Origin of the sequence: Kribbella sp. NPDC004875, assembly GCF_042873375.1 — a bacterium.
In the GTDB taxonomy this organism is placed as follows: domain Bacteria; phylum Actinomycetota; class Actinomycetes; order Propionibacteriales; family Kribbellaceae; genus Kribbella.
Map to the genome: position 1 here is coordinate 1,917,129 of NZ_JBIALI010000001.1, position 23,992 is coordinate 1,941,120.

Here is a 23,992-nt window from a genome sequence, read left to right on the forward strand (position 1 = left end):
ATCGTGATGGCCCGGGGGTCCGCGCCGACGCGCCGGCCTCCGGCAACCAAGGGTTACCTAACCTAGGGTTGGGTCATGAGTGAGCCCGTGCTGCAGATTCCGTTCGAGGACGCGTTCCGGTTCGATCCGTCGCCGACGTTCGCCGAGTTGCGGGAAGGGCGGCCGGTGGCGCGGGTGCGGACACTGGCCGGGGCCGAGGTCTGGCTGGTGACGCGGTACGACGACGTGAAACTGGTGCTCGCCGATCCGCGGTTCTCGCGGGCCGCCGTGGTCAGGCAGGGCGCGCCGCGGGTGGCGCTCGCGAAGCCGATGCCGAACAGCCTGACCACCACCGACCCGCCCGAGCACACCCGGCTCCGGAAGTTGGTCGTACCAACGTTCGCGCATCGCAAGATCGAGCGCACCCGGCCCTGGGTCGCCGAGCTGTCCGCGCAGCTCGCCGAGGACGTCGCGCGGGCCGGTGACGGCGCGGACATCCGGCAACTGGTCGCGTTGCCGTTGCCGATCCAGGTGATCTGCCAGCTGCTCGGCGTCCCGTACGCGGATCGCGCGCAGTTCCGTGAGTGGACCGAGCTCGGGTACAGCATGAAGATGACCGAGAAGGACCTGGTCGAGGACGCGATGACCAACCTGACGGCGTACATCGAGGATCTCGTCACGAAGAAGCTGGCGAACACCTCGGCGCCCGCGGAGGACCTGCTCGACGAGCTCGTCCGCGCCCGCGAGGAAGGCGACCGGCTCAGTCAGGAGGAGCTGATCGCGTTCGGCGTGAACCTGCTCGTCGCCGGCCACGAGACCTCGGCGAACCAGATCTCGAGCTGCGTCGCGACACTGCTGCGCCGGCCGGAGAACTGGACGCGGCTCGTGGACGACAACGCGTTGATCCCGTCGGCGATCGAGGAGCTGCTGCGGTTCAACCGGTTCAGCGAGGTCGGCCAGTTGCGCGTCGCACTCGAGGACATCGAGCTGCACGGCGTACAGATCAAGGCCGGTGAAGGGGTGATGGCCGCGCTGAACTCGGCCAACCGGGATCCGCGGGCGTACGACGCCCCGGACGAGCTACGGATCGACCGGAAGGACAACAAGCACCTGTCCTTCGGCTTCGGACCGCACTTCTGTCTCGGCGCGCAGCTCGCGCGGATCGAGCTGCAGGAGTCGTTGCTGGCGCTGGTACGGCGCTTCCCGCGGATGAGCCTCGCGAAGCCGGCCGAAGAGCTCGAGTGGCGGCGCGTGCTGGTCAGCGGTCTCGCGGAACTGCCGGTGAACCTCAACCTCTGAGGTCCACCGGCAGCCGGTGCGATCCGTGGATCAGTTCTGCGCGACGAGCACGACGCCGTGCTCGGCCTGGTACTGCTCGATGTACCTGCTCGCCATCGGCTCACTGCACGCGATCGCGTCGGCGATCTTCTTGGCGGTGATCTCGCCACGCTCCGGCGACCAGTCGGCCAGCAACGCCCAGGCGCGCTGCCGCTTCACTTCCAGCGGACTCGGCTCGTCGTCGGTGGCCGCCGGCTCCGCGGCAACCGGCTCCGGGCCGGGCAGGACCGGCTCGACCTTCGGCGTGGTGATCAGCGCCGGCGGCTGCGGGTCCGCCGGGCCGGCGAACGGCGACGGGGGCTTGGGCTTCTCCACCAGCGGTTCGGCCTTCGGCTGCGGGGCGAACGGCTTCAGGCTGCTCGACGTACCGTTCACGACGTGCTGCGGTTCGCTCTCGTCCTCGACGACGACCGCCTCGGACACGTTGCCGCTGTCGGTCGGATCCGGCTGGTCGACGATCGCCATCAGCTCACCGGTCCACGCGTCCTCGTCGCCGCGCAGGCCGACGCCGGTGCCGTCCGCACGCCGCGGCTGCCCGCCCTCGAGGACCCACACGGCGGCGGGCCGGGCCTCGGGCTGCTCCGGCGGCGGTGAGATCGCCTTGGTCAGTTTGTTGGTGATGACCTCGTAGTTGATCCGCTCCTCGAGCATCCCGGCCAGCCGGTCCGGGTCGTACGTCGTCTCGGCGATCTTCGCCAGCCGCTCGTCCTGGTGCTCGGAACGGATGTACTCCGCGACGGTGCCGGCGATCGCCTCGCGGCGGCTCCGGTTCCGGATCTGGTGGTGCGCCGCCCGGAGGCTTTCGTACAAGGTGTAGCCGTGCTCGATCGCCAGCGAGCGCGCGAGCCAGGTGACGCGCGGCTCCCGGGCCCACTGCACGATGCCGTACACCGGGCCGGTGTCGCGCATCTGGCCGGCCTTGCGCAGCGCGTCGCGGCGACGGGCCGAGCTGTGGATCAGCCAGAGCACGTAGGCGAACGCGGACAGGCCGCCGAAGCCGAAGGCCAGGAACCGCTCCTCCGGCCGCCAGTGGCCGACCACGTTGAAGACGACGGCGACGAGTGCCGCGAAGAACGACATCGCGCGATAGGCGTAGGCCTGCTCGCCCTTGCGCCGGCGCAGGTCGGCGAGCGCCGCGGTGGCGACGCCACCGAGCTCGAGCACCGCGACCGCGGGGGTGACGAGGACGATCTTGAGCAGCGTCGAGAACCCGCTGTCCGGCCAGGGGATATGGGTCACGCCGGCCCAGACCTGGCCGACCAGAGCCGCGGCAGCCGCGGTCGCGTAGAAAGCGTAGGCGACTTTGTCCGCACCGGTGAGGGGTACGTTGACCAGTTCGCCAGTACTGGTGGTGCTGGTGTTCTCCTGCAAGACGTGCTCTCCTGACCGGTTTGGGCTCTCCGGCAGTTTCGTCGGGTGGGTGTACGGCGGCCCCCATAGCGCGCTGCACGAGGCTACCGGTTTCCGGCCCCGGAAGGGGAGGCGAATCCGGAAACGTCTCGAACCTCCCCACTACCATCGCGGTTCACACACCGGAATTTCAAAACGCGGGCAATGTCCGCGCTTTTCCGGATGCCGCCGACAACTACCCCCGCGCGCCCTTTTGTTGACGAAGCAGAGACTTTCTCGCGACGTCCGCGGCCGGTTTCACAGCAAGTCCCCAGGGAACCTGGAGGGGCCTCGCGGGCTGGGTGCGCATCCTGAGCACGTGAAGGGTGCGGCGCGGTCTCTGAGTGTCCGGGTCGCGGCGGCGATGGTGGTGCTGGTCGCGGTGGTGAGTGTCGTGATCGGTGGGCTGACGACCGCCGCGATCAGCTCGTACCTGACCAGCCAGCTCGACGGCAAGGTGACCGCGGCGCAAGGCCGGGCGATCGGCGCGCTGCAGAACGGCGGGCCGCCGCCGGACTCGCCGCACGGGCAGGACGCCGGCACGGTGACGGTCTATCTGGAGTCGTCGACCGCGGTGGGCAAGGTGATCACCGATGACGGGAAACTCACGGACCTCTCTGGCGCGGCGCTCGGCGTGCTCGACGATCTGCCGGCCGGCGCGAACAGGACGGTCGCACTTCCGGGCCTCGGGCAGTACCGCGTGCGGGCGACGAACATCGGGCCGATCACCGTCATCGCCGGGCTGCCGACGAAGGACATCCAGAACACCGTGAACAGTCTGATCGGCTGGGAGGCGTTGTTCGGCGGGATCGGCGTACTGACCGCGGGCGGTGTCGCGGTCTTCGTCGTACGGCGGCAATTGCGGCCACTGCGGCGGGTCGCGCAGACCGCTCGGGAGGTCGCCGCTCTGCCGCTCGACACCGGCGAGATCGGGGTGACTGCCCGCGTGCCCGATCAGCTGACCGACGAAGGCACCGAGGTCGGTCAGGTCGCGGTCGCGCTGAACACGCTGCTGGGACACATGGAGCACGCGCTCGACGCGCGGCACCGCAGTGAGCAGCAGGTCCGGCAGTTCGTCGCCGACGCCTCGCACGAACTCCGGACGCCGCTCACCACGATCCACGGGTATGCGCAGCTGAGTCTGCACCAGGGCGATCCCGAACTGTTCACGCACGCGATGGGCAAGGTGATGATCGAGACCACGCGGATGGCCTCGCTGGTCGAGGACCTGCTGCTGCTCGCTCGCCTGGACGCCGGACGGCCGCTGGACAGCCGGCCGGTCGACCTGTCCCGGCTCGTCCGCGACTCGGTCATCGACGCCGAGATCGTTGCCTCCAGCCACCATTGGGAGCTGGACCTGCCGGCCGAACCGATCGTGGTGGCCGGCGACGAGCAGCGACTGCACCAGGTCCTCACCAACCTGCTGACCAACGCCCGCCGGCACACTCCGCCCGGCACCACCGTGACGGTTGCCGCCCGCATCGCCGACCGATTCGCTGTGCTGACGGTTCACGACGACGGTCCCGGAATTCCCGCCGAACTCCAGCCGGACGTCTTCCGCCGCTTCACCCGCGCCGACACCGCCCGCACCAGAACCAACGCCGGCACCGGCCTCGGCCTGTCTCTGGCGCAGTCGATCGCGCACGCCCATAACGGCACCCTCACCGTCCACTCGGCACCAGGCAGTACGACATTCACCGTCGCTGTTCCTATGCTCATCTCGTGACTGTGGAGCGAGACGTGCCGATGGCCGACGGGCGGACCCTGCACACCTACGACACCGGCGGCGACGGATTCCCGGTCCTGTGGAACCACGGGACCCCGAACGTCGGCGCGCCGCCCGAGCCGCTCTTCGCCGCGTCCGACCGGCTGGGACTTCGGTGGGTCTCGTTCGACCGGCCCGGGTACGGCGGCTCCACGATCCACCGTGGACGCACGGTCGCCTCGGTCGGACACGACGCGGCCGCGGTCGCGGACGCACTCGGGCTCGACCGGTTCGCGGTCGCCGGGTACTCCGGCGGCGGCACCTTCGCCCTCGGTACGGCGGCCGTCCTCGGCGACCGGGTCAGCGCTGCGCTCACGCTGGCCGCGATCGCGCCGTACGGCGTCGAAGGACTGAGCTGGTACGACGGGATGGTGCCGTCGTCGATCGCCGCGCTCGCGAGCGCGGCGGCGGGGGCCGAGGTTCGCGAAGTACTGCACAACTCGGGGTTCGACTACGACGCGGGCTTCACCGACGACGACCTGGCGATGTTCGGCGGGCCGTGGGGCTGGCTCGGCAAGGTCGCGGGACCGGGCCTCGACGCCGGTCCTTACGGGCAGATCGACGACGACGCGGCCTACACCCGGCCGTGGGGCTGCGATCCGGAGGCGATCACCGCTCCGGTCCTGCTGCTGCACGGCACGGCGGACCGCATCATCCCGGTGAGCCACGGACGGTGGCTCGCGGACCACTGCCCGACCGCGACGCTGCAGGAATGCGTCGGCGCGTCACACTTCACGATCGTGGAGCAGGCCGAGCCGGCGCTGGAGTGGCTTGCGGCGACGTGCCGCCGTACCGGCTGAAGGCTGCGGTACGGCGGCACGCGGCTGCTACTTGGTCCCGAAGTTGTAGACGGTCGTCGACTTGTAGGTCTCGCCGGGACGCAGGACCGTCGACGGGAAGTTGGCGTGGTTCGGCGAGTCCGGGAAGTGCTGGGTCTCGAAGGCGAACGCGTCGCCCTGCCGGTACGCCTTGTTCCCGATGCCGAGGAAGGTGCCGTCGAGGAAGTTGCCGCTGTAGAACTGGACCCCTGGCTGGTCGGTGTGCACCTCGATGGTGCGGCCGTGGTCGGGCTCCCAGAACCGGCCCGCCAGCCGGAGGCCGTCGTGGCCCGGCTCGCCACCGATCACGAAGTTGTGGTCGTACCCGCGGCCGTAGATCAGCTGCTGGTGGTCGCCGCGCAGCCGCTTGCCGATCGCGGTCGGCTTGCTGAAGTCGAACGGCGTACCCGCCACCGCAGCGATCTCGCCGGTCGGAATCAGCGTCGCGTCGACCGGGGTGTACTTCGGCGCGTTCAGTTCCAGCACATGGTCGTAGATGGTGCCGTTGCCCTCGCCGAGCAGGTTGAAGTACACGTGGTTCGTCAGATTGACGACGGTCGCCTTGCCCGCGACGGTCGCGTGGTAGTCGATCCGCAGATTGTCGCGCTTGTCCAAGGTGTAGGTGACGGTGCTGGTGAGCTCACCGGGAAAGCCCATCTCGCCGTCCGGGCTGACGTAGCTGAACGCGACGCCGACCGCCTGATCGGTGTGCACCACCTTCGCCTTCCAGACCTTCTTGTCGAAGCCGATGGTGCCGCCGTGCAGCGCGTTCTCGCCGTTGTTGACCGGGATCTGGTACGCCGTCCCGTCCAGCGTGAACTTGCCCTTGGCGATCCGGTTGCCGTAGCGGCCGATGGTCGCGCCGAAGTACGGGCTGAGCGCCGCGTAGTCCGGCAGGTTGTCGAAGCCGAGGCTGATGTTCTCGGTGTGACCGCGCCGGTCCGGGGTCTCGACCCGCTGGATGGTGGCCCCCCAGGTCAGCATCGAGATCGTCACCGAGCCGTTGGTGAAGGTGTAGACGTCCACCTGCTGACCGTCGGGCGTGGTGCCGAACTTGTCCTTGTGGATCTCCAGCTTGCCGTGGTGTGCACCCATGCCGGTCAACTTATCCGGCGTACCAGCGCCGGAACTGGTTTGGGTACTGGCGTCGGCGGTGCTGCCGAGAGCGCCCGCGGCGGCGGCACCGAGGCCCAATGCGCCGGCGGTCCGGAGGACCTGACGGCGGGGCAGATGATCGGGCATCGCAATCCCCTCAATCGTTGTAGAGCCGGACCTTCGCACGATAAGCGCGCCAGACCGGTGTTTGGAACAGTTCGGAACGGTGTGAATTCGTCCGATCTCTCGGGGGTCTGTGCCGCGGTTTCCGGACGTTGACCAGATCGGTCCGGTCCACGCCCCGATCGAGTCTTCAGCGGGACGCCGTCCGCGCGGCACGATGAGGTCATGAGCCGAACCGCACTGATCGTGATCGACGTCCAGGAATCGTTCCGGGTCCGCCCGAACTGGCAGCTGGTGAACCACCCCGACATCGCCGAGCGGGTCGACCGCCTGGTGCGTGCGACGCGCGCGAACGGCGACCTCGTGTTCTGGGTGCTGCACACCGAACCGGGCACCGGCGGCGCGTTCGACCCGGCGAACGGTGACGTCCGCCTGATCGACGGGCTGGAGCCGTTGCCCGGCGAGACGGTCCTCACCAAGACGTCGCACAACGCCTTCACCACAACGAATCTGCAGCAGTTGCTGACCCAGCACGGTGTCACCGAGATCGTTGTCTGCGGCATCCGTACCGAGCAGTGCTGCGAGACCACGGCCCGGGTCGGCTCCGACCTCGGGTACGACGTCGTGTTCGTCACCGAGGCGACCGCGACGATGGCGCTCGCGCACTGGACGATTCGCGACGAGGCGAGTGTCGAGGAGATCCTGGCCGACCCGCGGACCCTGACCGCGGAACAGGTCGCCGAGCGGACGGAGTACGTGCTGGCCGGTCGGTTCGCCACGATCCGGACGCTGGCCGAGCTGACCGGCGTGCCCGTGGCATCCTGACCGGATGCGCCCCACTCGTGTGCTCTTCGTCCTGGTGCCCAAGGTGCATCTGCTGGATCTGGCCGGGCCGGCCCAGGTGTTCAGCACGGCGAACGATCTGGGGTATGCGTATTCCGTCAGTTATGTGGCGGAATTCCCCGAGGTCATGACGGCTCAGGGAGTGCCGCTGCGGACCGAGCTCGAGTGGCCCGAGATCGGTCCGGAGGACCTGGTTCTGGTTCCGGGGTGGCGGTCGCCGCGGTTGTCGCCGGTGCCGCCGATCGGGCCGGGGCTGCGTGAGCGCCTGCGGGCGCATCACGCCGCGGGCGGGTCGGTGGCGAGCGTTTGTTCCGGGGCGGACGCGCTCGGCTGGGCGGGACTCCTCGACGGCCGGCGCTTCACCACGCACCACGATCTGACCGAGGAACTGGCCGCGCGGTACCCGCGAGCGACGATCGTGCGGGACGTCCTGTACGTCGAGGACGACCGGATCATCACGTCCGCCGGGATCGCCAGCGGGATCGATCTCGCGCTCCATCTCGTCGCCGTCGCCCGCGGCGCGGAGGCCGCCGCCCGGGTCGCGCGCGAGATGGTCGTCTACGCGCGGCGCAACGGCGACGAACTGCAGGACTCCGCGATGCTGCGGCACCGCGGCCATCTGAGCGACGTGGTGCACCGGGTCCAGGACGTCATCGACGAGCGGTACGCCGAGAAGCTGCCGCTCGCCGATCTGGCCGGTCAGGTCGGCGTCAGCGAGCGCACGCTGACCCGCGTGTTCAGTACGGCGACCGGCCTCACGCCGCTGCGCTATCAACAGGTCCTGCGCCTGGAGCGTGCCGAACACCTGATCGGGCACGGCGCGACGGTTGAGTCGGCCGCACGGACGGTGGGCTTCGAGGATGCCCGAATGCTCCGCCGGCTGCGGTCCCGCGCGCCTGTCTAGACCGGTACGAACTTTTGCCGGCAACCCCGCGTCTACTCGTGCACAACCACGAACGAGGGAGCGAACGATGAAGGTTGCTGGGGGCAAGCTGCGGGCGCTGGTCGCAGCGGGGGTGGCCGTCGGGGCGGCTGCCGCGGGGGTCGGCGTGGTGGGGATGCAGGGCGCGGACGCCGCGACGTCGGGCACGACGACTGCGACGTCGCTGAGCCGGTCACAGATGCTGACGGTCGGCGAGGTGAAGAAGGCGGACGCGCGCCGGAACTGGTTCCGGCAGGTTGACAGGGGAATCCTGCCCAGGACGTACTGCGGTCCGGCGTCGACCGAGGGCAAGCACGTGTCGGCGCGGATGGCCCGCGGGTTCACCGACGAGATGGACGCCTACGGCGCGCAGTACGTCAGCCAGTACGCGACCGCGGCCACCGCGCGGGCGGCGTACAACTCGGTCATCGCGACGCTGAAGAGCTGCACGTACAGCAAGCCGGCGCCGACGCACGCCCGCAAGATCACCGAGAACCGCGTGGTGAAGGGCGCATCCGGTGACCTCACCCAGGTGATCCGCTGGTACGACTACCCGAAGCCGAACGACCCCGGCAGCGAGGCCGGCGGCTTCCCGTACGCCGTCACTCTCAAGGGGCGCACCGTCTCGGTCCTGGCCTTCAGCGAGATGGGCCCAGGAGTGCCGGCCCCGAACTTCGACAAGCTCGCCCGCCAGGCGGCCGCCAAGATCACCCGCTGACCGGGCTCATGTGCGGTCGTGGTCCGCTCCGGTACTCGGAGCGGACCAGCTCCGCGGCGTCGATCGCGACCGTGCCCAGTGGGGTGCTCCGCCGCTCCGCGACCCAGTCGATCAGGGCGCCGGGCGCCGGGATGTCGCCGGTGAAGTGCAGGAGGTTGAGGTACCAGATGTCTCGGCGGGTGGGCTCGAAGCGGGTGTCCTCGCCGAGTTCGACGGTGAGGTTGTCGCTGAAGGTGTCGGCGGCGGCGTCCACGGGCTCGGCACAGGCCATCACGGTGCCTGGTGTGAGCGTGAGGCCGGTGACGCGGAAGCCCATCGGCCAGGTGCTGCGAGCCGTCGCGCGGTCGAGGGCGGACTGGTAACGGGCGATCGCGGCATCGCCTGGCGGGATGACCTCGCGCCGGGGCTCCAGGGCGCGGACGGTCAGGTGGGCCGAACCGAGCTGCCCGGTTTCCCAGTGGCCCGGGCCTGCAAGCTCGGCCGCCTCCCGCGTGACGGCGTCGAGGGTGTGCGCCAGCTCGGTGCCGGGCGAGGGGCGCAGTACGACGCTCACCGGCCAGCGGCCGCCCTCGCGGGGGAGTTCGTCGCGGAGGTGGGTGCCGGTGGCGATCCGGGGCGCGGCGGTGGCGAACAGATGGTCGAAGCGGTGGGCGGGCGTGGTCATCCGTTGATTCTGCCGCGACGGGATTCAGAAGCTGTAGTGGTCTGATTGAGAACGAATTCAGTACTCGTAGTCATGGACCCTGGGTGGTCTCGCCGGAAAGGATGAGGGTATGACTACACGATTCGGCGTCTTCGTACCGCAGGGCTGGAAGATGGATCTGGCGCAGATCGCCGATCCGATCGAGCAGTGGGAGGCGATGACCGACGTCGCCAAGCGGGCCGACGAGCAGTCCTGGGACTCGATCTGGCTGTTCGACCACTTCCACACCGTGCCGGAGCCGAGCGACAACACCACCTTCGAGTGCTGGAGCGCGACCGCGGCGCTCGCCCGCGACACCAAGCGGGTCAACATCGGCCAGATGGTCGGCTGCAACGGGTACCGCAACCCCTCGCTGTACGCGAAGATCGCGTCCACCGTCGACGTCGCCAGCCACGGCCGTCTGTACGCCGGGATCGGCGCGGGCTGGTACGAGCACGAGTGGAAGGCGTACGGCTACGAGTGGACCGACATCCCGCAGCGGATGGCGGCGTTCCGGGAAGCGACCGAGATCATCTACAAGATGTGGACCGAGGACAAGCCGGTCTACAACGGCAAGTACTACTCGATCGATGCCCCGATCAACGAGCCGAAGGGTGTCCGCAAGCCGCACCCGAGCTTCTGGATCGGCGGTGGCGGCCCCAAGGTCACGCTGAAGCTGGTCGCGCAGTACGCCGACGCCGCGAACATCGGCGGCGGCAACCCGGAGACCTTCAAGGAGAAGGCGGACATCCTCCGCGGGCACTGCCAGCAGGTGGGCCGGGACTACGACGAGATCATCAAGTCGACGAACTTCAACGTGTTCCCGATCGACAAGGGTGACGACCCGGCCAAGGCGACCGAGAAGGCGCTCGGCCCGATGAACCGGGAGAAGTTCGACCGGGACAACCTGATCGGCACCGAGGACGAGATCGCGGACAAGGTCGAGGCGGTCCTCGAGGCCGGCGCCGACTACGTGATCTTCTACGTCCCCGGCGTCGCGTACGACCTCGACCTGCTGGAGCGCGTCGAGAACGTCACCAAGCGCTTCGCCTGACCCGTCCTCCCCAGCCCGCATTTCGGGGGTTAGCCACTGAAATGCTCCCTTCCCTCTCCGCATGCGGCGGGTGAAGGGGCAACCTCGGAGGCCAACCCGCCAAATGGTGGGAGCTGACCGGTACCGGTCATGGCGGGTGTACGTCAGGTGGATCGGTGGACCAGGGCTGACGGCAACTGTCAGGCTCCCGACGACGGCCTCGCGTGGGTCGGGGCGTCGGGAGGTGTCCACCTGTGTTGTCCCGAACGACCCGGACCGCGGCCGGCCTGTTGGCCGCGGTGGTCGCCGGTCCCCTGCTGCTGGCGACCACCACGGCCTCGGCCGGCCCACCTGACGGGCCGGCCGATCCGTCAGCTGTCGCGGCGGGCGGGAATCCGACGCCCGGCGCGAGCAGCAAGCGGATCACGCTGGTCACCGGCGACGTCGCCGAGCTGACCACCAGCTCCAACGGCCAGGTCTCGGCCCGCCTGCTCGACGACGAGCCGTACTACTTCGGCACCTTCGACGGCGACCTCACCCTGGTCCCCGCCGACGCGTACCCGTTGCTGTCCGCGGGCCGCCTCGACAAGCGGCTGTTCAACCTGACCGAGCTCGCCGCCCAGGGGTACGACGACGCGAGCAGCGATCAACTGCCGCTGCTCGTCACCGCCCCGGAAACTTTCCGCGGCACTCCCAGTACGCCGGCCGCCGCGAGTTTCCGGCGTACCCTGCCGAGCGTCGGCAGCACCGCCGTCAGTGTCCGGAAAACCGATGCGGAAACTTTCTGGAACGGAATCAGCGGACCCGCCACGTTCAAGTCCGGCCAGGTCGGCAAGATCTGGCTCGACGGCCGCACGCACGCCACCCTCGACCGCTCCACTCAGCAGATCGGGGCCCCGACCGCCTGGAAGGCCGGGTACGACGGGCACGGCGTCAAGGTCGCGGTCCTGGACACCGGGTACGACGCCGGTCACCCGGACCTGGCCAAGCAGGTCGTCGCGTCGCAGAGCTTCGTCCCCGACCAGGCGGTGCAGGACCTGCACGGCCACGGCACCCACACCGCCTCGATCGTCGCCGGCCTCGGTACGGCGTCCGCGGGCAAGCGGAAGGGTGTCGCGCCGGGGGCCGAGCTGCTGATCGGCAAGGTCCTCGACAACAGCGGCGGCGGCCTCGACTCCGAGGCGATCGCCGGCATGGAGTGGGCGGTCCAGCAGGGCGCGAAGGTCGTCAGCATGAGCCTCGGCGGCTGGCCGTCCGACGGCAGCGACCCGATGAGCCAGGCCGTCGACGAGCTGTCGAAGTCCAGCGGCGCGCTGTTCGTGATCGCCGCCGGAAACTCCGGAGCGGAACAGACTGTCGGCTCTCCCGGCGCGGCGTCCGAGGCGCTGACCGTCGGAGCGGTCGACCGGGACAACAGCCTGGCGAACTTCTCCAGCCGCGGTCCGCGGCTCGGTGACGGCGCGCTGAAGCCCGAGGTGACCGCGCCCGGCGTGGAGATCGCCGCGGCCCGGGCGGCCGGCACCGAGCAGGGCCACATCCTCGACCAGTACTACACCGCGATGAGCGGCACCTCGATGGCGACGCCGCACGTGGCGGGCGCCGCCGCGATCCTCGCTCAGCGACACCCCGACTGGACCGGCCCGCAACTCAAGGCCGCGCTGGCCTCGACCGCCGTCCCGTCCGCCGGTGCCCGCACCGACGAGCAGGGCCTCGGCCGGATCGACATCCCGAACGCGCTCGACCCGAAGATCCTGCCGGACAGCGCGAACCTGTTCTTCGGCGATCTCTCCTGGACCGGCTCGACCGCTCCCGCGCCGGTCTCCCGTACGGTCGCCTACCGCAACACCACGAACCGCCCGGTGACGCTCGACCTGTCCACCGACGTGCGGTCCCCGGCCGGCGTGAAGGCCGGGCTGACCGTCAGCCCGGCGCGGCTGACCGTTGCGGCCGGCGGTACGGCGTCCGCGACCGTGACCCTCGATCTCGCGAAGACCCAGCCGGCCAACTACTCCGGCGTACTGACGGCCCGCAGCGGCAACACGTCGTACCGGACCGGGCTCGGCTTCGCGGCCGGTGGGCGGCTGAACCGGGTGACCGTGAAGGCGATCGGCCGCGACGGTCAGCCGGCGACGACGAAGGCCGGCGCGAGCGGCGTGCAACTGTGGAACCAGGACACCGGCGACGTGCAGTCGATCGCGTTCGACCAGACCGGCACCCGGACCCTCGACGTACCGACCGGCCGCTACAGCGTGATGGCGTACGCCGTCGGCGGTGACGAGGCGAACTGGGCGAACTCGATCACGCTGCTCGGTGACCCCGACGAGTGGATCGGCGGCGACCGGATCTTCACCTTCGACGCCCGCACGGCGCACAAGGTGACGATCAAGACGCCACGGCCGGCGGACGCGCAGAGCATCGGGCTGGCCTGGCACCGCAAGGTCGGGAACCGGGACGCGGTGTCCGGCTGGGCGTTCAACGGCCGGGTCGCGGACGGTGTCTACGTGCAGGACTTCGGAAAGGTTGCCAACGGCACCTTCCAGGTCGTGCAGCGCTGGGATCTCGCGCAGCCGAAACTCACCGTCGACGTGAACGGCACCCGGTTGCCGACGCCGGCCGAAGGCTCGTCGCGGAACGTCTTCGTCGGAAGTGCGAAGCTGCCGCTCTACAACGGCGGTGACGGTACGGCGGCCGAACTGACCGGCGCCAAGGATGCGGCCGTCCTGATCCGCTGGGGTGGCACGGACAAGACCACCGCGCAGGTCAAGGCCGCGAAGGACGCCGGCGCGAAGATCGTGTTCCTGTACAACGAGGAGCCCGGCTACTGGTCGACCGGAACCGATCAGGGCGTCCCGCTGTACCTGCTGCGGTCCGAACAGGGCAAGCAACTGCTCGGCCAACTCGCGAAGGGCCCGCAATCCCTGCAGCTGAACGGCCTCCTCGACAGCACCTACCGGTACGACGTCGCACTCGGCCCGTCGACCGTCAAGAACGGACTGACGTACGACGTCGCGAAGATGCGCCCGGCAGCGGTGACGACCGACTTCCAGCGCAACGACGCGTTCTGGTTGCATTCCGACCAGCGGGTCGCGCACCTGCCGGGGATCGCGACCGGGCTGTCGGCGTCGCGGTCGGTGGCCGGCGCGGTGCGGCGAACCGACTATCTGGTGACGGACCTGAAGGGCGTCACGTGGGACGAGAAGACGTCGGCGGGGGAGTGGAACGAGAGCGGCTTCGAGTCCACCATCACGCGGACGTACCGACCGGGCGAGCAGGTCACCCGGGGCTGGTGGGAGTCGTTGACTCGTCCCGCCGTACCGGGGTTGTCGGCTGCGGCCGGGGACGAGGCGCAGGGGTGGCCGCCGGCCCGGTTCGAGAACACGGTGCGGATCGCGATTCCGCAGTACGTCAGCGGGGATCGCAGCGTCTTCGGCTGGGCTGACCGCGGGGACGTGACAAGCATGAAGCTGAGCAGCAACGGTGTGCAGCTGGGCAGCAAGAACTGGTCGGTCGCGCAGTTCGTGGTTCCGGCGCGGGCGGCCTGGTACAACCTGACGCTGGACCAGAAGCGTGGTCCGGCGAGCTGGGCGAAGACGTCCACCTCGACGCACACGGAATGGCGTTTCCTTTCCGTTCCGTCGAAGAGCCGGGCGGTGCTGCCGCTCGTGCAGGTGGACTACAAGCACTCCAACGGCGTGCTCGAGCTGACGCCGCACTACCAGCCCGGCGTCCGCGGTCCGGAACTGTTCCGCACGACCGCGGAGATCTCCTTGGACGGAAAGACCTGGCAGAAACTCTCGCTGCGCGGAATCGGCACTTTCCGGGCGCAGGTTCCGGCCGGTCCCGCGGCGAGCATCCGGGTGACCGCCACGGACCTGGCCGGCAACAGCATCAGCCAGACCATCGACCGCCCCTGGAACTGAACCTGAACGTTCAAAAGGCGACGCCACGAAGCCGGGGGGAGATGCTCCGTGGCGTCGCCAGGGGCGCGCCAAGGGAGGGGTGGGGGCTGGCGCGCCGGTTCGGTGGGATCAGCTCCCGAGAATGCCTCCGCCCAGCACGCCCAGCAGCCCGAGCAGGGACAGCAGGTTGCGGATGACCTGGTCGACCGCCTTCGTGCCGCCGGTCTGGTAGGCGGTCACGCACTTCTGCAGCTGGTCCTGGGTCGGCTTGGTGATCGTCACCTTCGCCATCTCGGACTGGCAGTACGTGGTGGCCGTCTTCAGCTCGGTCAGCGTGCTGCCGACGGTGCCGACGATCAGCCCGGCGGCCGTCTTCAGCGTCGCCAGCCCCGTCGTGGTCGTCGGAGTGGTCGGCTTCGTCGGGGTCGGTTTCGTCGGCGTCGGCTTGGTCGGCGTCGGCTTCGTGGGGGTCGGCTTCACGGCCGTCGGCTTCGACGTCGGACGGTCGGTCGGCCGGACCGTCGTCGGGCGGGTGTCGTCCCGCCCGTCGGTCGGCGTCGGCTTCACCGAGGGCGGCGGCGTGGTGATGTCGATCGCCTTCGGCAGGTTCTTGTCCGCCGGCGCGTCGATACCCGGGTCGTCGATCTGGTCGCCGGCCTCGTCGACGTCGTCACCCGACGTCCCGTTGCCGACCGCGATCCAGCTGCCACCGGCGTAGGCCTTGGCGATGCTGACCACGAGGTCGACGTACTGCTGGGAGTGGTTGTACCGCAGGACGGCCGCGTTCAGGTCACTGGCCTTGGACAGGTCGGTCTTGCCCGAGCACAGGTACACCGCCGTCGACATCGCCGCGTCGTCGATGTCCTGCGGGTTCCGCACGCCGTCGCCGTCGCCGTCCACTCCCATGGCCCGCCAGGTGCCCGGGATGAACTGCATCGGCCCGACCGCACGGTCGAACGCGCCGTCACCGTCGAACGCGCCGGCGTCGCTGTCGGAGATCCGCGCCGTGCCGGACGAGCCGTCCAGCCGGGGACCGAAGATCCCCGGGATCGCGACGCCCTTCGAGTTCAGCGCGTTGCCACCGAAGCGGCCGTGGTTCGACTCGACGCGGCCGATCGCGGCCACCAGCGTCCACGGCAGGTGACAGCCCGGATCCGCCTGCGCCAGCACCTGCTGGGCGCGGGAGTAGGCCTTCAGGGCGGCGTTCGGGATGCCGTTGCGGGACAGGCCCGAGACCACCTGGGTCGGCTGCTCGCCAGGGTCGACGCCGTGGCCGACCACTCCCGGGACCGGCACGTTCGCCGGCTCGGAGATCGGCTGCTTCGGGACGACGACCGGATTGCCTCCGGACAGACCGTTCTCCAGCGACGCGGTCGCGATCGCCGGATCGTCCGTGGCGCTGACGGTGAATGCGCTCGCGAACAACGCCACCGGGATCAGCGGCGCCACCTGACGCCACCCGCTACCCGTGGCGCGGCGCTTGCCCTTCGCCATCGATGATTCCCCTCCGTGACTCATCGACCAGCCCGGCCCCACGCTGCGGACAGTCTTTGTGTCTTTGGTGTCACTGCCGGTTGCCGTCGTAATAGGTCTAACGTCCGCCCCGTTGCGTGGGTTACGCGCCGGACCCAGACCGTGTACGTGCGGTCACCGGGTACCCATACTGGCGCGTAACAAAGCGCCTGTGAACCCCCGGGAACGATCCGGGTCCGAAATTCGCCCGCCCCTGCCGCTCGGGCCGGCGCACCGGCAAGGGAGAATGGCCCGGTGCCAAACCTTGTGCCCGCACACCCGAACAAGTCCGCCGAACTCTTCGCCAGGGCCGCCGCCGTCACGCCGGGCGGGGTCAACTCTCCCGTCCGGGCGTTCCGCGCCGTCGGCGGCGTGCCGCGTTTCATGGCCTCCGGTGACGGATGTCACATGACCGATGTCGACGGCAACCGCTACCTCGACCTGGTGTCGTCGTGGGGCCCGTTGCTGCTCGGCCACGCCCACCCCGAGGTGATCGCCGCCGTCCAGGCCGCCGTCGCCCGCGGTACGTCGTACGGGACGCCGACCGAGACCGAGGTGCTGCTCGGTGAGGAGATCGTCGCCCGGACGCCGGTGGACAAGGTCCGGCTGGTGTCGTCCGGGACCGAGGCGACGATGTCCGCCCTCCGGCTTGCCCGTGGATTCACCGGGCGCGCCAAGATCGTGAAGTTCGCCGGCTGCTACCACGGCCATGTGGACGCACTGCTCGCCCAGGCCGGTTCCGGCGTTCTCACGCTGGGGATCCCAGGGACGCCGGGCGTCACCGAGGCCACCACGGCGGACACGATCGTGCTGCCGTACAACGACCAGGCAGCCGTCAGCGCGGCCTTCGCGGAGTACGGCGACCAGATCGCGGCCGTGATCACGGAGGCGTCGCCCGGAAACATGGGTGTCGTTCCGCCGCGCGACAACTTCAACGCGTTCCTCGCCCGGACCTGCACGGAAAACGGTGCACTCTTCATTTCCGATGAGGTGATGACCGGCTTCCGGATCACCCGTTCCGGCTGGTACGGCGTGGACGGCGTCCGGCCGGACCTGATGACGTTCGGAAAGGTGATGGGCGGCGGCTTCCCGGCCGCGGCGTTCGGCGGCCGGGCCGACGTGATGGCGCACCTGGCGCCGGAGGGCTCGGTCTACCAGGCCGGGACGCTGTCCGGGAACCCGATCGCCACCACCGCCGGGCTGACCACGCTGCGGCTGGCCACCGACGAGGTGTACGCGACGATCGACGAGACCTCGCTGACCATCCAGCGGCTGGTGTCGACCGCGCTGGACAAGGAAGGTGTGCCGCACGTCATCTCCGCGGCCGGGAACCTCTTCAGTGTGTTCTTCGTGGAGTCTTCGGAGGGACCTGCCGAGATTCGGGACTTCGCCGGGGCGAACGCCCAGGTGCTGCCCCGGTTCACGGCGTTCTTCCATGCCATGCTGGACGCCGGTGTCTACCTGCCACCGAGCGCGTTCGAAGCCTGGTTCGTCAGTGCGGCGATCGACGACGACGCGCTGGCCGAGCTGGAGTCGGCGCTGGTGCCGGCGGCCCGTGCGGCAGCAGCCGTACAGAACTGAAGGGACAGCGGTGACCGAAACGACGGTCGTGCACCTGATGCGTCACGGTGAGGTGTACAACCCGGCCGGTGTGCTCTATGGCCGGATCCCCGACTACCACCTGTCCGAGCTCGGCCGGCAGATGGCCGACCGGGTCGCGGAGCACGTTGCCGGACGCGACATCGTGCACCTGGTCAGTTCCCCGCTGGAGCGGGCGCAGGAGACGATGGAGCCGATCGCCAAGGTGCTCGGGATCACTCCGGACATCGACGAGCGGGTGATCGAGGCCGCGAACCTGTTCGAGGGCAAGAAGTTCGGCGTCGGCGACGGCGCGTTGCGGAACCCGAGCGCCTGGTGGCTGCTGCGGAACCCGCTGAAGCCTTCCTGGGGTGAGCCGTACCAGCAGCTCGTCCGCCGGATGCGGGACGCGATCGAGACCGCCCGGCAGAAGGCCGCCGGGCACGAGGCGCTGATCGTCTCGCACCAGCTGCCGATCTGGATCGTCCGGTCCGCGATCGAGGGCCGCCGGCTGGCGCACGACCCGCGCAAGCGCCAGTGCAGCCTCGCGAGCCTGACCTCCTTCACCTTCCACGGCGACCAGATCGTCTCAGTCGGCTACTCCGAGCCCGCGAAAGACCTGTTGCCGGTGAAGAACCCCAAGAAGTTCGTCGGAGGGGCCTGATGCGTCGCGTGATCGTTCTGGCGGCCGGACTGATGCTTGCGGTGACCGCGTGCTCGTCCGGTCAGCAGGCGTCGCAGAACCGGCAGGGCCAGGCCGGTTTCGTCAGCGGGAACGGCAACGTGTCGATGTTCGCGGTGGCGGATCGCAAGCCGGCGCCCGAGCTGACCGGCAAGACCCTCGACGACAAGACCTGGACGCTGTCCGACCACGTCGGCAAGGTCGTCGTACTGAACGTGTGGGGCTCGTGGTGCCCGCCGTGCCGCAAGGAAGCGCCGGACATGGTTGCCGCGGCCAAGGAGCTCGGTCCGTCGGTGGAGTTCGCCGGGCTGAACACCCGCGACCTCGACCCGGCGCAGGCGAAGAAGTTCGTCCAGGAGTTCGGCGTGACGTACCCGAGCATCTACGACCCGAACGGCAAGGCCCTGCTGCGGTTCCGCGGCCAGATCTCGCCGAAGGCGATCCCCACCACCCTGGTGATCGACAAGTCCGGGAAGGTCGCGGGCCGCGTGGTCGGCGAAGTCACCAAGCAGACCTTGCTCGGAATGGTGAAAGACGCTCAATGAGGTTTGGCGCAGGCTGATGGGACAGTGGTTCGCCGAGTCGATGACGGGCTCGATGCTGGTGGCGTTGCCGATCGCGGTGCTCGCCGGTGCGATCTCGTTCTTCTCGCCCTGCGTCGTACCGCTGCTGCCCGGCTATCTCTCCTATGTCACCGGCCTGTCCGCGGCCGAGCTCGGCTCCGGGAAGCGCGGCCGGATGCTTGCCGGTACGGCGTTGTTCGTGGCCGGGTTCTCGGCGGTCTTCATCCTCACCGGCGTGGTGTTCGGCAAGGCCGGGGACCTGCTGATCGATCACCAGACGGCGATCACCCGGGTACTCGGCGCGCTGACCGTCGTCCTCGGCCTGGTGTTCCTCGGTGGCTTCGGGTTCCTGCAGCGGGACCTGCGGGTGCACCGGGTGCCGGCGGTCGGGATCGCGGCGGCGCCGCTGCTCGGCGTACTGTTCGGGTTCGGCTGGACGCCGTGTATCGGGCCGACGCTCGGGACCGTGATGACGCTGGCCACGACCGAGGGCAGCACCGGGCGCGGCGCGGCGCTGGCACTGGTGTTCAGCCTCGGGTTGGGGATCCCGTTCATCGTGGCGGCGCTGGCGTTCCGGCGGATGCTGGCCGCGGTGACCTGGGTCCGCAAGCACCAGCTGCTGGTGATCCGGATCGGCGGCGTACTGATGATCGCGGTGGGACTGCTGCTGCTGACGGGAGTGTGGGATGCGATGACCGCGGACCTGCGGCAGTGGGTCGCCAACTTCGGATCGGCGGTCTGAGATGACGGAAGTCAAAGACCGCATCGCCGCGGCATCCGGTCCCGACGAGCCGTCCGGCCCGCCCGCGCTCGGCCTGGTCGGCTGGCTGCGCTGGACCTGGCGCCAGCTGACGTCGATGAAGACCGCGCTGGTGCTGCTGTTCCTGCTCGCGCTGGGCGCGGTGCCGGGTTCGCTGATCCCGCAGACCCCGATCGACCCGATCAAGGTCTCCGACTTCCTCACCGCGCACCCGAAGCTCGGGCCGCTCTACGACAAGCTCGGGCTGTTCGACGTCTACAAGTCCGCCTGGTTCTCGGCGATCTACCTGCTGCTGTTCATCTCGTTGATCGGCTGCGTCGTACCCCGGCTCGCGGTGTACCTGAAGGCCTTGCGGGCGCGCCCGCCGAAGCCGCCGCGGAACCTGAACCGCCTGCCCGGCTACCAGAGCTTCGAGATCGACACCGCCGGTGAGGCCGGTGACGCCGGTGACGTCCTCGATGCCGCGACCAAGGAGCTGAAGCGGCGGCGCTTCCGCGTCGAGGCGTACGACGGTGCGGTCGCGGCCGAGCGTGGCTACCTGCGCGAGGCCGGCAACCTGCTCTTCCACTTCTCGCTGATCCTGGCGCTCGTCGGCGTCGCCTGGGGTTCGCTGTTCGGCTACCGCGGGACCGCGCTGGTTGTCGTGGGCAACGGGTTCTCCAACTCCGTGGCGCAGTACGACGACTTCACGCCGGGCCGCGCGTTCGGTGGCGACGACGACCTGCCGCCGTTCTCGCTGACGGTCAACGACTTCCAGGTGAAGTTCCAGCAGGACGGGCCGCAGAAGGGCGCGGCGCGCGAGTTCAAGGCCCAGCTGACGTACCAGGAGACGCCGGACGCGGCGGAGAAGTCGTACGAGCTGCAGGTGAACCACCCGCTGAAGCTGGACGGCAGCAGCGTGTACCTGCTCGGCCACGGGTACGCGCCGCGGGTCACCGTGCGCGACGGGCAGGGCAACGTCGCGTTCTCCGGTCCGGCGCCGTTCCTGCCGCAGGACTCGAACTTCTCGTCGTTCGGGGTCATCAAGGCGCCGGACGCGCGGCCGAAGACGCTCGGGTTCGAAGGGTTCTTCCTGCCGACCGCGGTGATCGACAAGGCCACCGGCCCGGTCTCGGTGTTCCCCGACGACCTGAACCCGGTGCTGGTGATGACCGGGTACTACGGCCGGCCGCAGCCGGAGAGCGGGAAGCCGGAGTCGGTGTACCAGCTGGACAAGTCGAAGCTGACGCAGTTCGAGCAGAACGGCGACAAGTGGCGCTTCCAGCTCGGCCCGGGCCAGACCGTGGCGCTGCCGGACAAGGCCGGGTCGATCACCTTCGACGGGTACAGCCGGTGGGTGAAGCTGCAGGTCAGCCACACCCCTGGGACGGATCTCGCGCTGGCCGGCATTCTGCTGGCGATCCTCGGTCTGATGGGCTCGCTGTTCGTGCATCCGCGGCGTACCTGGGTGCGGGTCCGCGAGCAGGACGGGCGTACCGTTGTCGAGGTCGCCGGTCTGGACCGCGGCCCCGAGCGCGGCCTCGGTGATGAGATCCAGGCCGTCACAGAGCGTTTGAAACCCGCCGGATCGAAGAACCAGGAGCAGCCATGAGCGAACGGAGTGAGCTCATCAACAAGCACTGTGCCCGTTGCGCCTCATCCGCGCCCGGAGCGAAGCGAGGACGTGGATGAGTGTGGAGAGCTACGCACAGGTCTCCAACTTGCTGATCCCTACCGCCACGGTGATCTACGCCTTGGCGATGGTCTCGCACGCGATGGAGTGGGCGAGTGGCCGCGCGGCGGTCGCGCAGCCCGCGAAGGCAAAGGTGGAGACGCTCGTTGCCTCCGACGGTGAGGCGATTACCGGCGGCGCTACCGACGTACCCGAGGCCGACGTGCCTGCGGTGGCGGAGCCGGCGTCGACCGAGCGGATGGACGCGGCGAGCCGGATCGGGCTGCTGCTGACCTGGCTGGCGTTCGTGCTGCACCTGGGTGGTGTGGTGACGCGTGGGCTCGCGGCGGAGCGGGTGCCGTGGGGGAACATGTACGAGTTCTCCATCACCGCGTCGCTCGCGGTCGCGATCGTGTACCTGATCTTCGTGCAGCGGTACAAGCTGCAGTACCTCGGGCTCGGCGTGACGTTCGTGATCTCCGCCGTGCTCGGTCTGGCGACGCTGGCGCTGTACACACCGGCCGGCCCGCTGGTCCCGGCGCTGCACTCGTACTGGCTGGTCATTCACGTGTCCGCGGCCGCGATCTCCGGTGGCGCGTTCACGGTCGGCGGGTTGCTCTCGGTGCTGTACCTGCTGAAGGCGCGGGCGGAGCGCAAGGTGCTCACCGGCGGCTCGATGTCCGCCTCGCTGCGCCGGCTGCCGAGTGCGGAGGCGATGGACGGTACGGCGTACAAGGTGCTGGCGTTCGCGTTCCCGCTGTGGACGTTCGGGGTGCTGGTCGCCGGACCGATCTGGGCCGAGCACGCCTGGGGCCGGTACTGGGGCTGGGACCCCAAGGAGGTCTGGTCGCTGGTCACCTGGGTGGTGTACGCCGCCTATCTGCACGCGCGCGCGACCGCGGGCTGGCGGGGCCGCCGGGCCGCGACGATCGCGATCGTCGGCTGGTTCGTCTTCATCTTCAACTTCGTCGGTGTGAACCTGTTGGTGTCCGGCATGCACTCCTACGCTGGGGTGTGAGATGAAGGAGTTCGGCATCTACACCGGCCTGCGGGCCGGCCTGTTCGCCGCCTGCCTGGCGGTGCTGTACTTCGCTCTGCGCACCTGGCTGTCGGTCTGGCCGATCGCGCTGCTGGCGCTGATCGTCTCGTCGATCCTGTCGATCTTCGTGCTCCGGGCGGCCCGCGACCGGCTGGCCGGCAAGATCGACACCCGCGCGGCGAAGATGGCCCAGCGCCTCGAGCAGGCCCGCAGCGCCGAAGACGACGACTGACCCTGCCCACGCATCACCGGCGCGCAGGTATTACCAGCGCCGAGCCGTTACCGGCGCAGCGGCAGCACCGGCGCCGGCAACGGTTCGCACCGCCATCGGCGCCGGCTGGACCGCCGTCACGCGGCGTCGAGGGCTTCGGTGATCTTCCGGATCATCTCCACCATGGCGGGTCCGGTGCCGCCCCGCTCGGCCCGGGCGCCGGCCTCGACGGCGGTGAGCACGGTGCTGCGGAAGTTGGCCGCCTGCGCGGTGTCCTGCTGGTTGAGCAACTCCATCGAGGCGGTCAGCGCCGGGAACGCGGTGTCGGCGAGTTCGGCGGTGGACTTGCCCTTGAGCTTCACGCTCTTCTGCTTCTCGGCGAGCGCGTGCCCGACCGGGCCGGTCGCGGACGCCAGCGCGAGCGAACCGGCGACGGCGATCTTGCCGGCCGACTTCACACCGGCCGCGGTGATGAGTGCGATCGCGCCGTGCGCGGCGGTCGCGAGGGTGAGCTTGTCGTCGTCGGTCAGGGTGATCTGAGCGGTGCTGCTGTTGTTGGTCATGGGAAGACCATCCCGCCCGCGCCTGACACCGGTCTGACGTCACCCTGACACGCGGGCGTCACGGCGTACCACTGGCTGACTGGTACGCAGAGTGACCTACACCACTGATGGATTCCCGGCAAAACCGTTTGTGCATTCCTTCACATGAGTCGTACCGTGGCTGATGAAACGAAACCGTTTCGTTCTATCAGTGTTCTGATGCTTACGCAGGGTGATGAAGGTGGACACAGCAGGCATGCGGCTGCGGCCTCGGGTCGAAGGCGGTCGTGAGGAGGAGATCCTCGACGCGACCGTCGCGGTGGTGGCCGAGCTCGGCTACGACCGGTTGACGATGGACGCGGTCGCGACGGCGGCGAAGGCCAGCAAGGCCACGCTGTACCGGCGCTGGTCCACCAAGGCCGAGCTGGTCGTGGACGCGATCAGCCGGGCCAAGGGGTGCCCGATGCCGGAGGACGTCGACACCGGCAGCCTGCGCGGCGACCTGATCTCGATGGCCTGCGGCGACGGCGGCTTCACCGACGAGTTGCCGATGTCGGTGATCGCCGGTCTGCTCACCGCCCTGCACCGCGACGCCGACCTGCAGAAGGCGTTCCGCGAGCGCTTCCTGGCGCCTCGCCAGGACGTCACCAACAAGGTGTACGAGCGGGCCGTCCAGCGCGGCGAGATCGCACCGGACGTCGACGTCGACCTGCTGTCGGTGACGCTGCCCGCGGTGATCATCCACCACGCGTACATCCTCGGCGTCGAGCCGACCGACGACTTGATCCTCCGAGTGATCGACAACGTGATCCTGCCTGCGGCGCGGGGGTCGCAGGTGAGCTGACCGGTG

General features: G+C 69.4%; 21 protein-coding genes. 16 read left to right on the forward strand and 5 right to left on the reverse strand.

The features are described from left to right. Positions 1-75: 75 nt before the first annotated feature. On the forward strand, positions 76-1,278 hold the full coding sequence (locus ACFYRH_RS09315; protein ID WP_387770630.1) for a cytochrome P450: 1,203 nt from the start codon (positions 76-78) through the stop codon (positions 1,276-1,278). A 30-nt stretch (positions 1,279-1,308) separates the two neighbouring features. Here ACFYRH_RS09315 and ACFYRH_RS09320 read toward each other — a convergent pair whose 3' ends face one another. Continuing rightward, positions 1,309-2,688: a hypothetical protein gene (locus tag ACFYRH_RS09320; RefSeq protein WP_387770633.1), complete on the reverse strand. Its 1,380-nt coding sequence runs from the start codon at positions 2,686-2,688 to the stop codon at positions 1,309-1,311. Between the two features lie 337 nt (positions 2,689-3,025). Between ACFYRH_RS09320 and ACFYRH_RS09325 the strand changes: the two genes are divergently transcribed. After that, positions 3,026-4,432: a sensor histidine kinase gene (locus ACFYRH_RS09325; RefSeq protein ID WP_387770636.1), complete on the forward strand. Its 1,407-nt coding sequence runs from the start codon at positions 3,026-3,028 to the stop codon at positions 4,430-4,432. Continuing rightward, on the forward strand, positions 4,429-5,271 hold the full coding sequence (locus ACFYRH_RS09330) for an alpha/beta fold hydrolase (RefSeq protein WP_387770639.1): 843 nt from the start codon (positions 4,429-4,431) through the stop codon (positions 5,269-5,271). The genes ACFYRH_RS09325 and ACFYRH_RS09330 overlap by 4 nt, the downstream gene beginning before the upstream one ends. A 27-nt stretch (positions 5,272-5,298) precedes the next feature. Here ACFYRH_RS09330 and ACFYRH_RS09335 read toward each other — a convergent pair whose 3' ends face one another. Next, on the reverse strand, positions 5,299-6,531 hold the full coding sequence (locus ACFYRH_RS09335; RefSeq protein WP_387770642.1) for an aldose epimerase family protein: 1,233 nt from the start codon (positions 6,529-6,531) through the stop codon (positions 5,299-5,301). 201 nt (positions 6,532-6,732) lie between these two features. Here ACFYRH_RS09335 and ACFYRH_RS09340 point away from each other — a divergent pair, with 201 nt between their 5' ends. The 3 genes from ACFYRH_RS09340 to ACFYRH_RS09350 all read left to right on the forward strand — a co-directional run bounded on the left by ACFYRH_RS09340 (position 6,733) and on the right by ACFYRH_RS09350 (position 8,990). Further along, entirely contained in the window at positions 6,733-7,332 is a 600-nt protein-coding gene (locus ACFYRH_RS09340; protein WP_387770645.1) for an isochorismatase family protein, read from the forward strand. Positions 7,333-7,336: 4 nt separating this feature from the next. Then, positions 7,337-8,254, forward strand: a complete 918-nt coding sequence (locus ACFYRH_RS09345) for a GlxA family transcriptional regulator (protein WP_387770648.1) — start codon at positions 7,337-7,339, stop codon at positions 8,252-8,254. Positions 8,255-8,321: 67 nt separating this feature from the next. Continuing rightward, positions 8,322-8,990, forward strand: a complete 669-nt coding sequence (locus tag ACFYRH_RS09350) for a hypothetical protein (RefSeq protein WP_387770651.1) — start codon at positions 8,322-8,324, stop codon at positions 8,988-8,990. On the opposite strand, the gene ACFYRH_RS09355 is transcribed toward ACFYRH_RS09350, so the two are convergent. Then, positions 8,980-9,654, reverse strand: coding sequence for a hypothetical protein (locus ACFYRH_RS09355; RefSeq protein ID WP_387770654.1), 675 nt, complete (start codon positions 9,652-9,654; stop codon positions 8,980-8,982). The genes ACFYRH_RS09350 and ACFYRH_RS09355 overlap by 11 nt on opposite strands. A gap of 109 nt (positions 9,655-9,763) precedes the next feature. Here ACFYRH_RS09355 and ACFYRH_RS09360 point away from each other — a divergent pair, with 109 nt between their 5' ends. Together ACFYRH_RS09360 and ACFYRH_RS09365 are read left to right on the forward strand one after the other, a co-directional pair. Continuing rightward, the gene (locus ACFYRH_RS09360) at positions 9,764-10,726 is read left to right on the forward strand and encodes an LLM class F420-dependent oxidoreductase (protein WP_387770657.1); all 963 of its coding nucleotides are present in this window, start codon (positions 9,764-9,766) and stop codon (positions 10,724-10,726) included. Between the two features lie 233 nt (positions 10,727-10,959). Then, positions 10,960-14,625 carry a S8 family serine peptidase gene (locus ACFYRH_RS09365; RefSeq protein ID WP_387770660.1) on the forward strand — a complete coding sequence of 1,222 codons (3,666 nt, stop codon included), beginning with the start codon at positions 10,960-10,962 and terminating at the stop codon, positions 14,623-14,625. Between the two features lie 108 nt (positions 14,626-14,733). Here ACFYRH_RS09365 and ACFYRH_RS09370 read toward each other — a convergent pair whose 3' ends face one another. Continuing rightward, on the reverse strand, positions 14,734-16,098 hold the full coding sequence (locus ACFYRH_RS09370) for a lytic murein transglycosylase (RefSeq protein WP_387770662.1): 1,365 nt from the start codon (positions 16,096-16,098) through the stop codon (positions 14,734-14,736). A 273-nt stretch (positions 16,099-16,371) separates the two neighbouring features. Between ACFYRH_RS09370 and hemL the strand changes: the two genes are divergently transcribed. The 7 genes from hemL (at position 16,372) to ACFYRH_RS09405 (ending at position 22,621) form a co-directional block, all read left to right on the forward strand. Next, positions 16,372-17,697 (forward strand): glutamate-1-semialdehyde 2,1-aminomutase, encoded by a 1,326-nt coding sequence (gene hemL, locus ACFYRH_RS09375; protein WP_387770667.1) that lies wholly within the window; start codon positions 16,372-16,374, stop codon positions 17,695-17,697. A 37-nt stretch (positions 17,698-17,734) separates the two neighbouring features. After that, on the forward strand, positions 17,735-18,358 hold the full coding sequence (locus tag ACFYRH_RS09380) for a histidine phosphatase family protein (RefSeq protein WP_387771762.1): 624 nt from the start codon (positions 17,735-17,737) through the stop codon (positions 18,356-18,358). Beyond that, positions 18,358-18,921 carry a TlpA family protein disulfide reductase gene (locus ACFYRH_RS09385; RefSeq protein WP_387770670.1) on the forward strand — a complete coding sequence of 188 codons (564 nt, stop codon included), beginning with the start codon at positions 18,358-18,360 and terminating at the stop codon, positions 18,919-18,921. The genes ACFYRH_RS09380 and ACFYRH_RS09385 overlap by 1 nt, the downstream gene beginning before the upstream one ends. 16 nt (positions 18,922-18,937) lie before the next feature. Further along, entirely contained in the window at positions 18,938-19,681 is a 744-nt protein-coding gene (locus tag ACFYRH_RS09390; RefSeq protein WP_387770673.1) for a cytochrome c biogenesis CcdA family protein, read from the forward strand. 1 nt (position 19,682) lies between these two features. Beyond that, positions 19,683-21,290: a cytochrome c biogenesis protein ResB gene (locus tag ACFYRH_RS09395; protein ID WP_387770676.1), complete on the forward strand. Its 1,608-nt coding sequence runs from the start codon at positions 19,683-19,685 to the stop codon at positions 21,288-21,290. Positions 21,291-21,366: 76 nt separating this feature from the next. Further along, positions 21,367-22,368 carry a c-type cytochrome biogenesis protein CcsB gene (gene ccsB, locus ACFYRH_RS09400; RefSeq protein WP_387770679.1) on the forward strand — a complete coding sequence of 334 codons (1,002 nt, stop codon included), beginning with the start codon at positions 21,367-21,369 and terminating at the stop codon, positions 22,366-22,368. Between the two features lies 1 nt (position 22,369). Then, entirely contained in the window at positions 22,370-22,621 is a 252-nt protein-coding gene (locus ACFYRH_RS09405) for a DUF4229 domain-containing protein (RefSeq protein WP_387770682.1), read from the forward strand. A 116-nt stretch (positions 22,622-22,737) separates the two neighbouring features. Here the strand turns inward: ACFYRH_RS09405 and ACFYRH_RS09410 are convergent, their stop codons facing one another. Then, positions 22,738-23,163, reverse strand: coding sequence for a hypothetical protein (locus ACFYRH_RS09410; protein ID WP_387770685.1), 426 nt, complete (start codon positions 23,161-23,163; stop codon positions 22,738-22,740). 214 nt (positions 23,164-23,377) lie between these two features. Between ACFYRH_RS09410 and ACFYRH_RS09415 the strand changes: the two genes are divergently transcribed. Continuing rightward, positions 23,378-23,986 carry a TetR-like C-terminal domain-containing protein gene (locus ACFYRH_RS09415; protein WP_387770688.1) on the forward strand — a complete coding sequence of 203 codons (609 nt, stop codon included), beginning with the start codon at positions 23,378-23,380 and terminating at the stop codon, positions 23,984-23,986. The last annotated feature ends 6 nt before the right edge of the window (positions 23,987-23,992 follow it).

Coding starts and splice junctions, on each gene's coding strand:
- ACFYRH_RS09335 (WP_387770642.1), bottom strand. CDS start 6,531: ATGCCCGATCATCTGCCCCGCCGTCAGGTCCTCCGGACCGCCGGCGCA.
- ccsB (WP_387770679.1), top strand. CDS start 21,367: ATGAGTGTGGAGAGCTACGCACAGGTCTCCAACTTGCTGATCCCTACC.
- ACFYRH_RS09360 (WP_387770657.1), top strand. CDS start 9,764: ATGACTACACGATTCGGCGTCTTCGTACCGCAGGGCTGGAAGATGGAT.
- ACFYRH_RS09350 (WP_387770651.1), top strand. CDS start 8,322: ATGAAGGTTGCTGGGGGCAAGCTGCGGGCGCTGGTCGCAGCGGGGGTG.
- ACFYRH_RS09410 (WP_387770685.1), bottom strand. CDS start 23,163: ATGACCAACAACAGCAGCACCGCTCAGATCACCCTGACCGACGACGAC.
- ACFYRH_RS09395 (WP_387770676.1), top strand. CDS start 19,683: ATGACGGAAGTCAAAGACCGCATCGCCGCGGCATCCGGTCCCGACGAG.
- ACFYRH_RS09405 (WP_387770682.1), top strand. CDS start 22,370: ATGAAGGAGTTCGGCATCTACACCGGCCTGCGGGCCGGCCTGTTCGCC.
- ACFYRH_RS09370 (WP_387770662.1), bottom strand. CDS start 16,098: ATGGCGAAGGGCAAGCGCCGCGCCACGGGTAGCGGGTGGCGTCAGGTG.
- ACFYRH_RS09345 (WP_387770648.1), top strand. CDS start 7,337: ATGCGCCCCACTCGTGTGCTCTTCGTCCTGGTGCCCAAGGTGCATCTG.
- ACFYRH_RS09415 (WP_387770688.1), top strand. CDS start 23,378: ATGAAGGTGGACACAGCAGGCATGCGGCTGCGGCCTCGGGTCGAAGGC.
- ACFYRH_RS09340 (WP_387770645.1), top strand. CDS start 6,733: ATGAGCCGAACCGCACTGATCGTGATCGACGTCCAGGAATCGTTCCGG.
- ACFYRH_RS09315 (WP_387770630.1), top strand. CDS start 76: ATGAGTGAGCCCGTGCTGCAGATTCCGTTCGAGGACGCGTTCCGGTTC.
- ACFYRH_RS09385 (WP_387770670.1), top strand. CDS start 18,358: ATGCGTCGCGTGATCGTTCTGGCGGCCGGACTGATGCTTGCGGTGACC.
- ACFYRH_RS09355 (WP_387770654.1), bottom strand. CDS start 9,654: ATGACCACGCCCGCCCACCGCTTCGACCATCTGTTCGCCACCGCCGCG.
- ACFYRH_RS09380 (WP_387771762.1), top strand. CDS start 17,735: ATGCGTCACGGTGAGGTGTACAACCCGGCCGGTGTGCTCTATGGCCGG.
- ACFYRH_RS09390 (WP_387770673.1), top strand. CDS start 18,938: ATGGGACAGTGGTTCGCCGAGTCGATGACGGGCTCGATGCTGGTGGCG.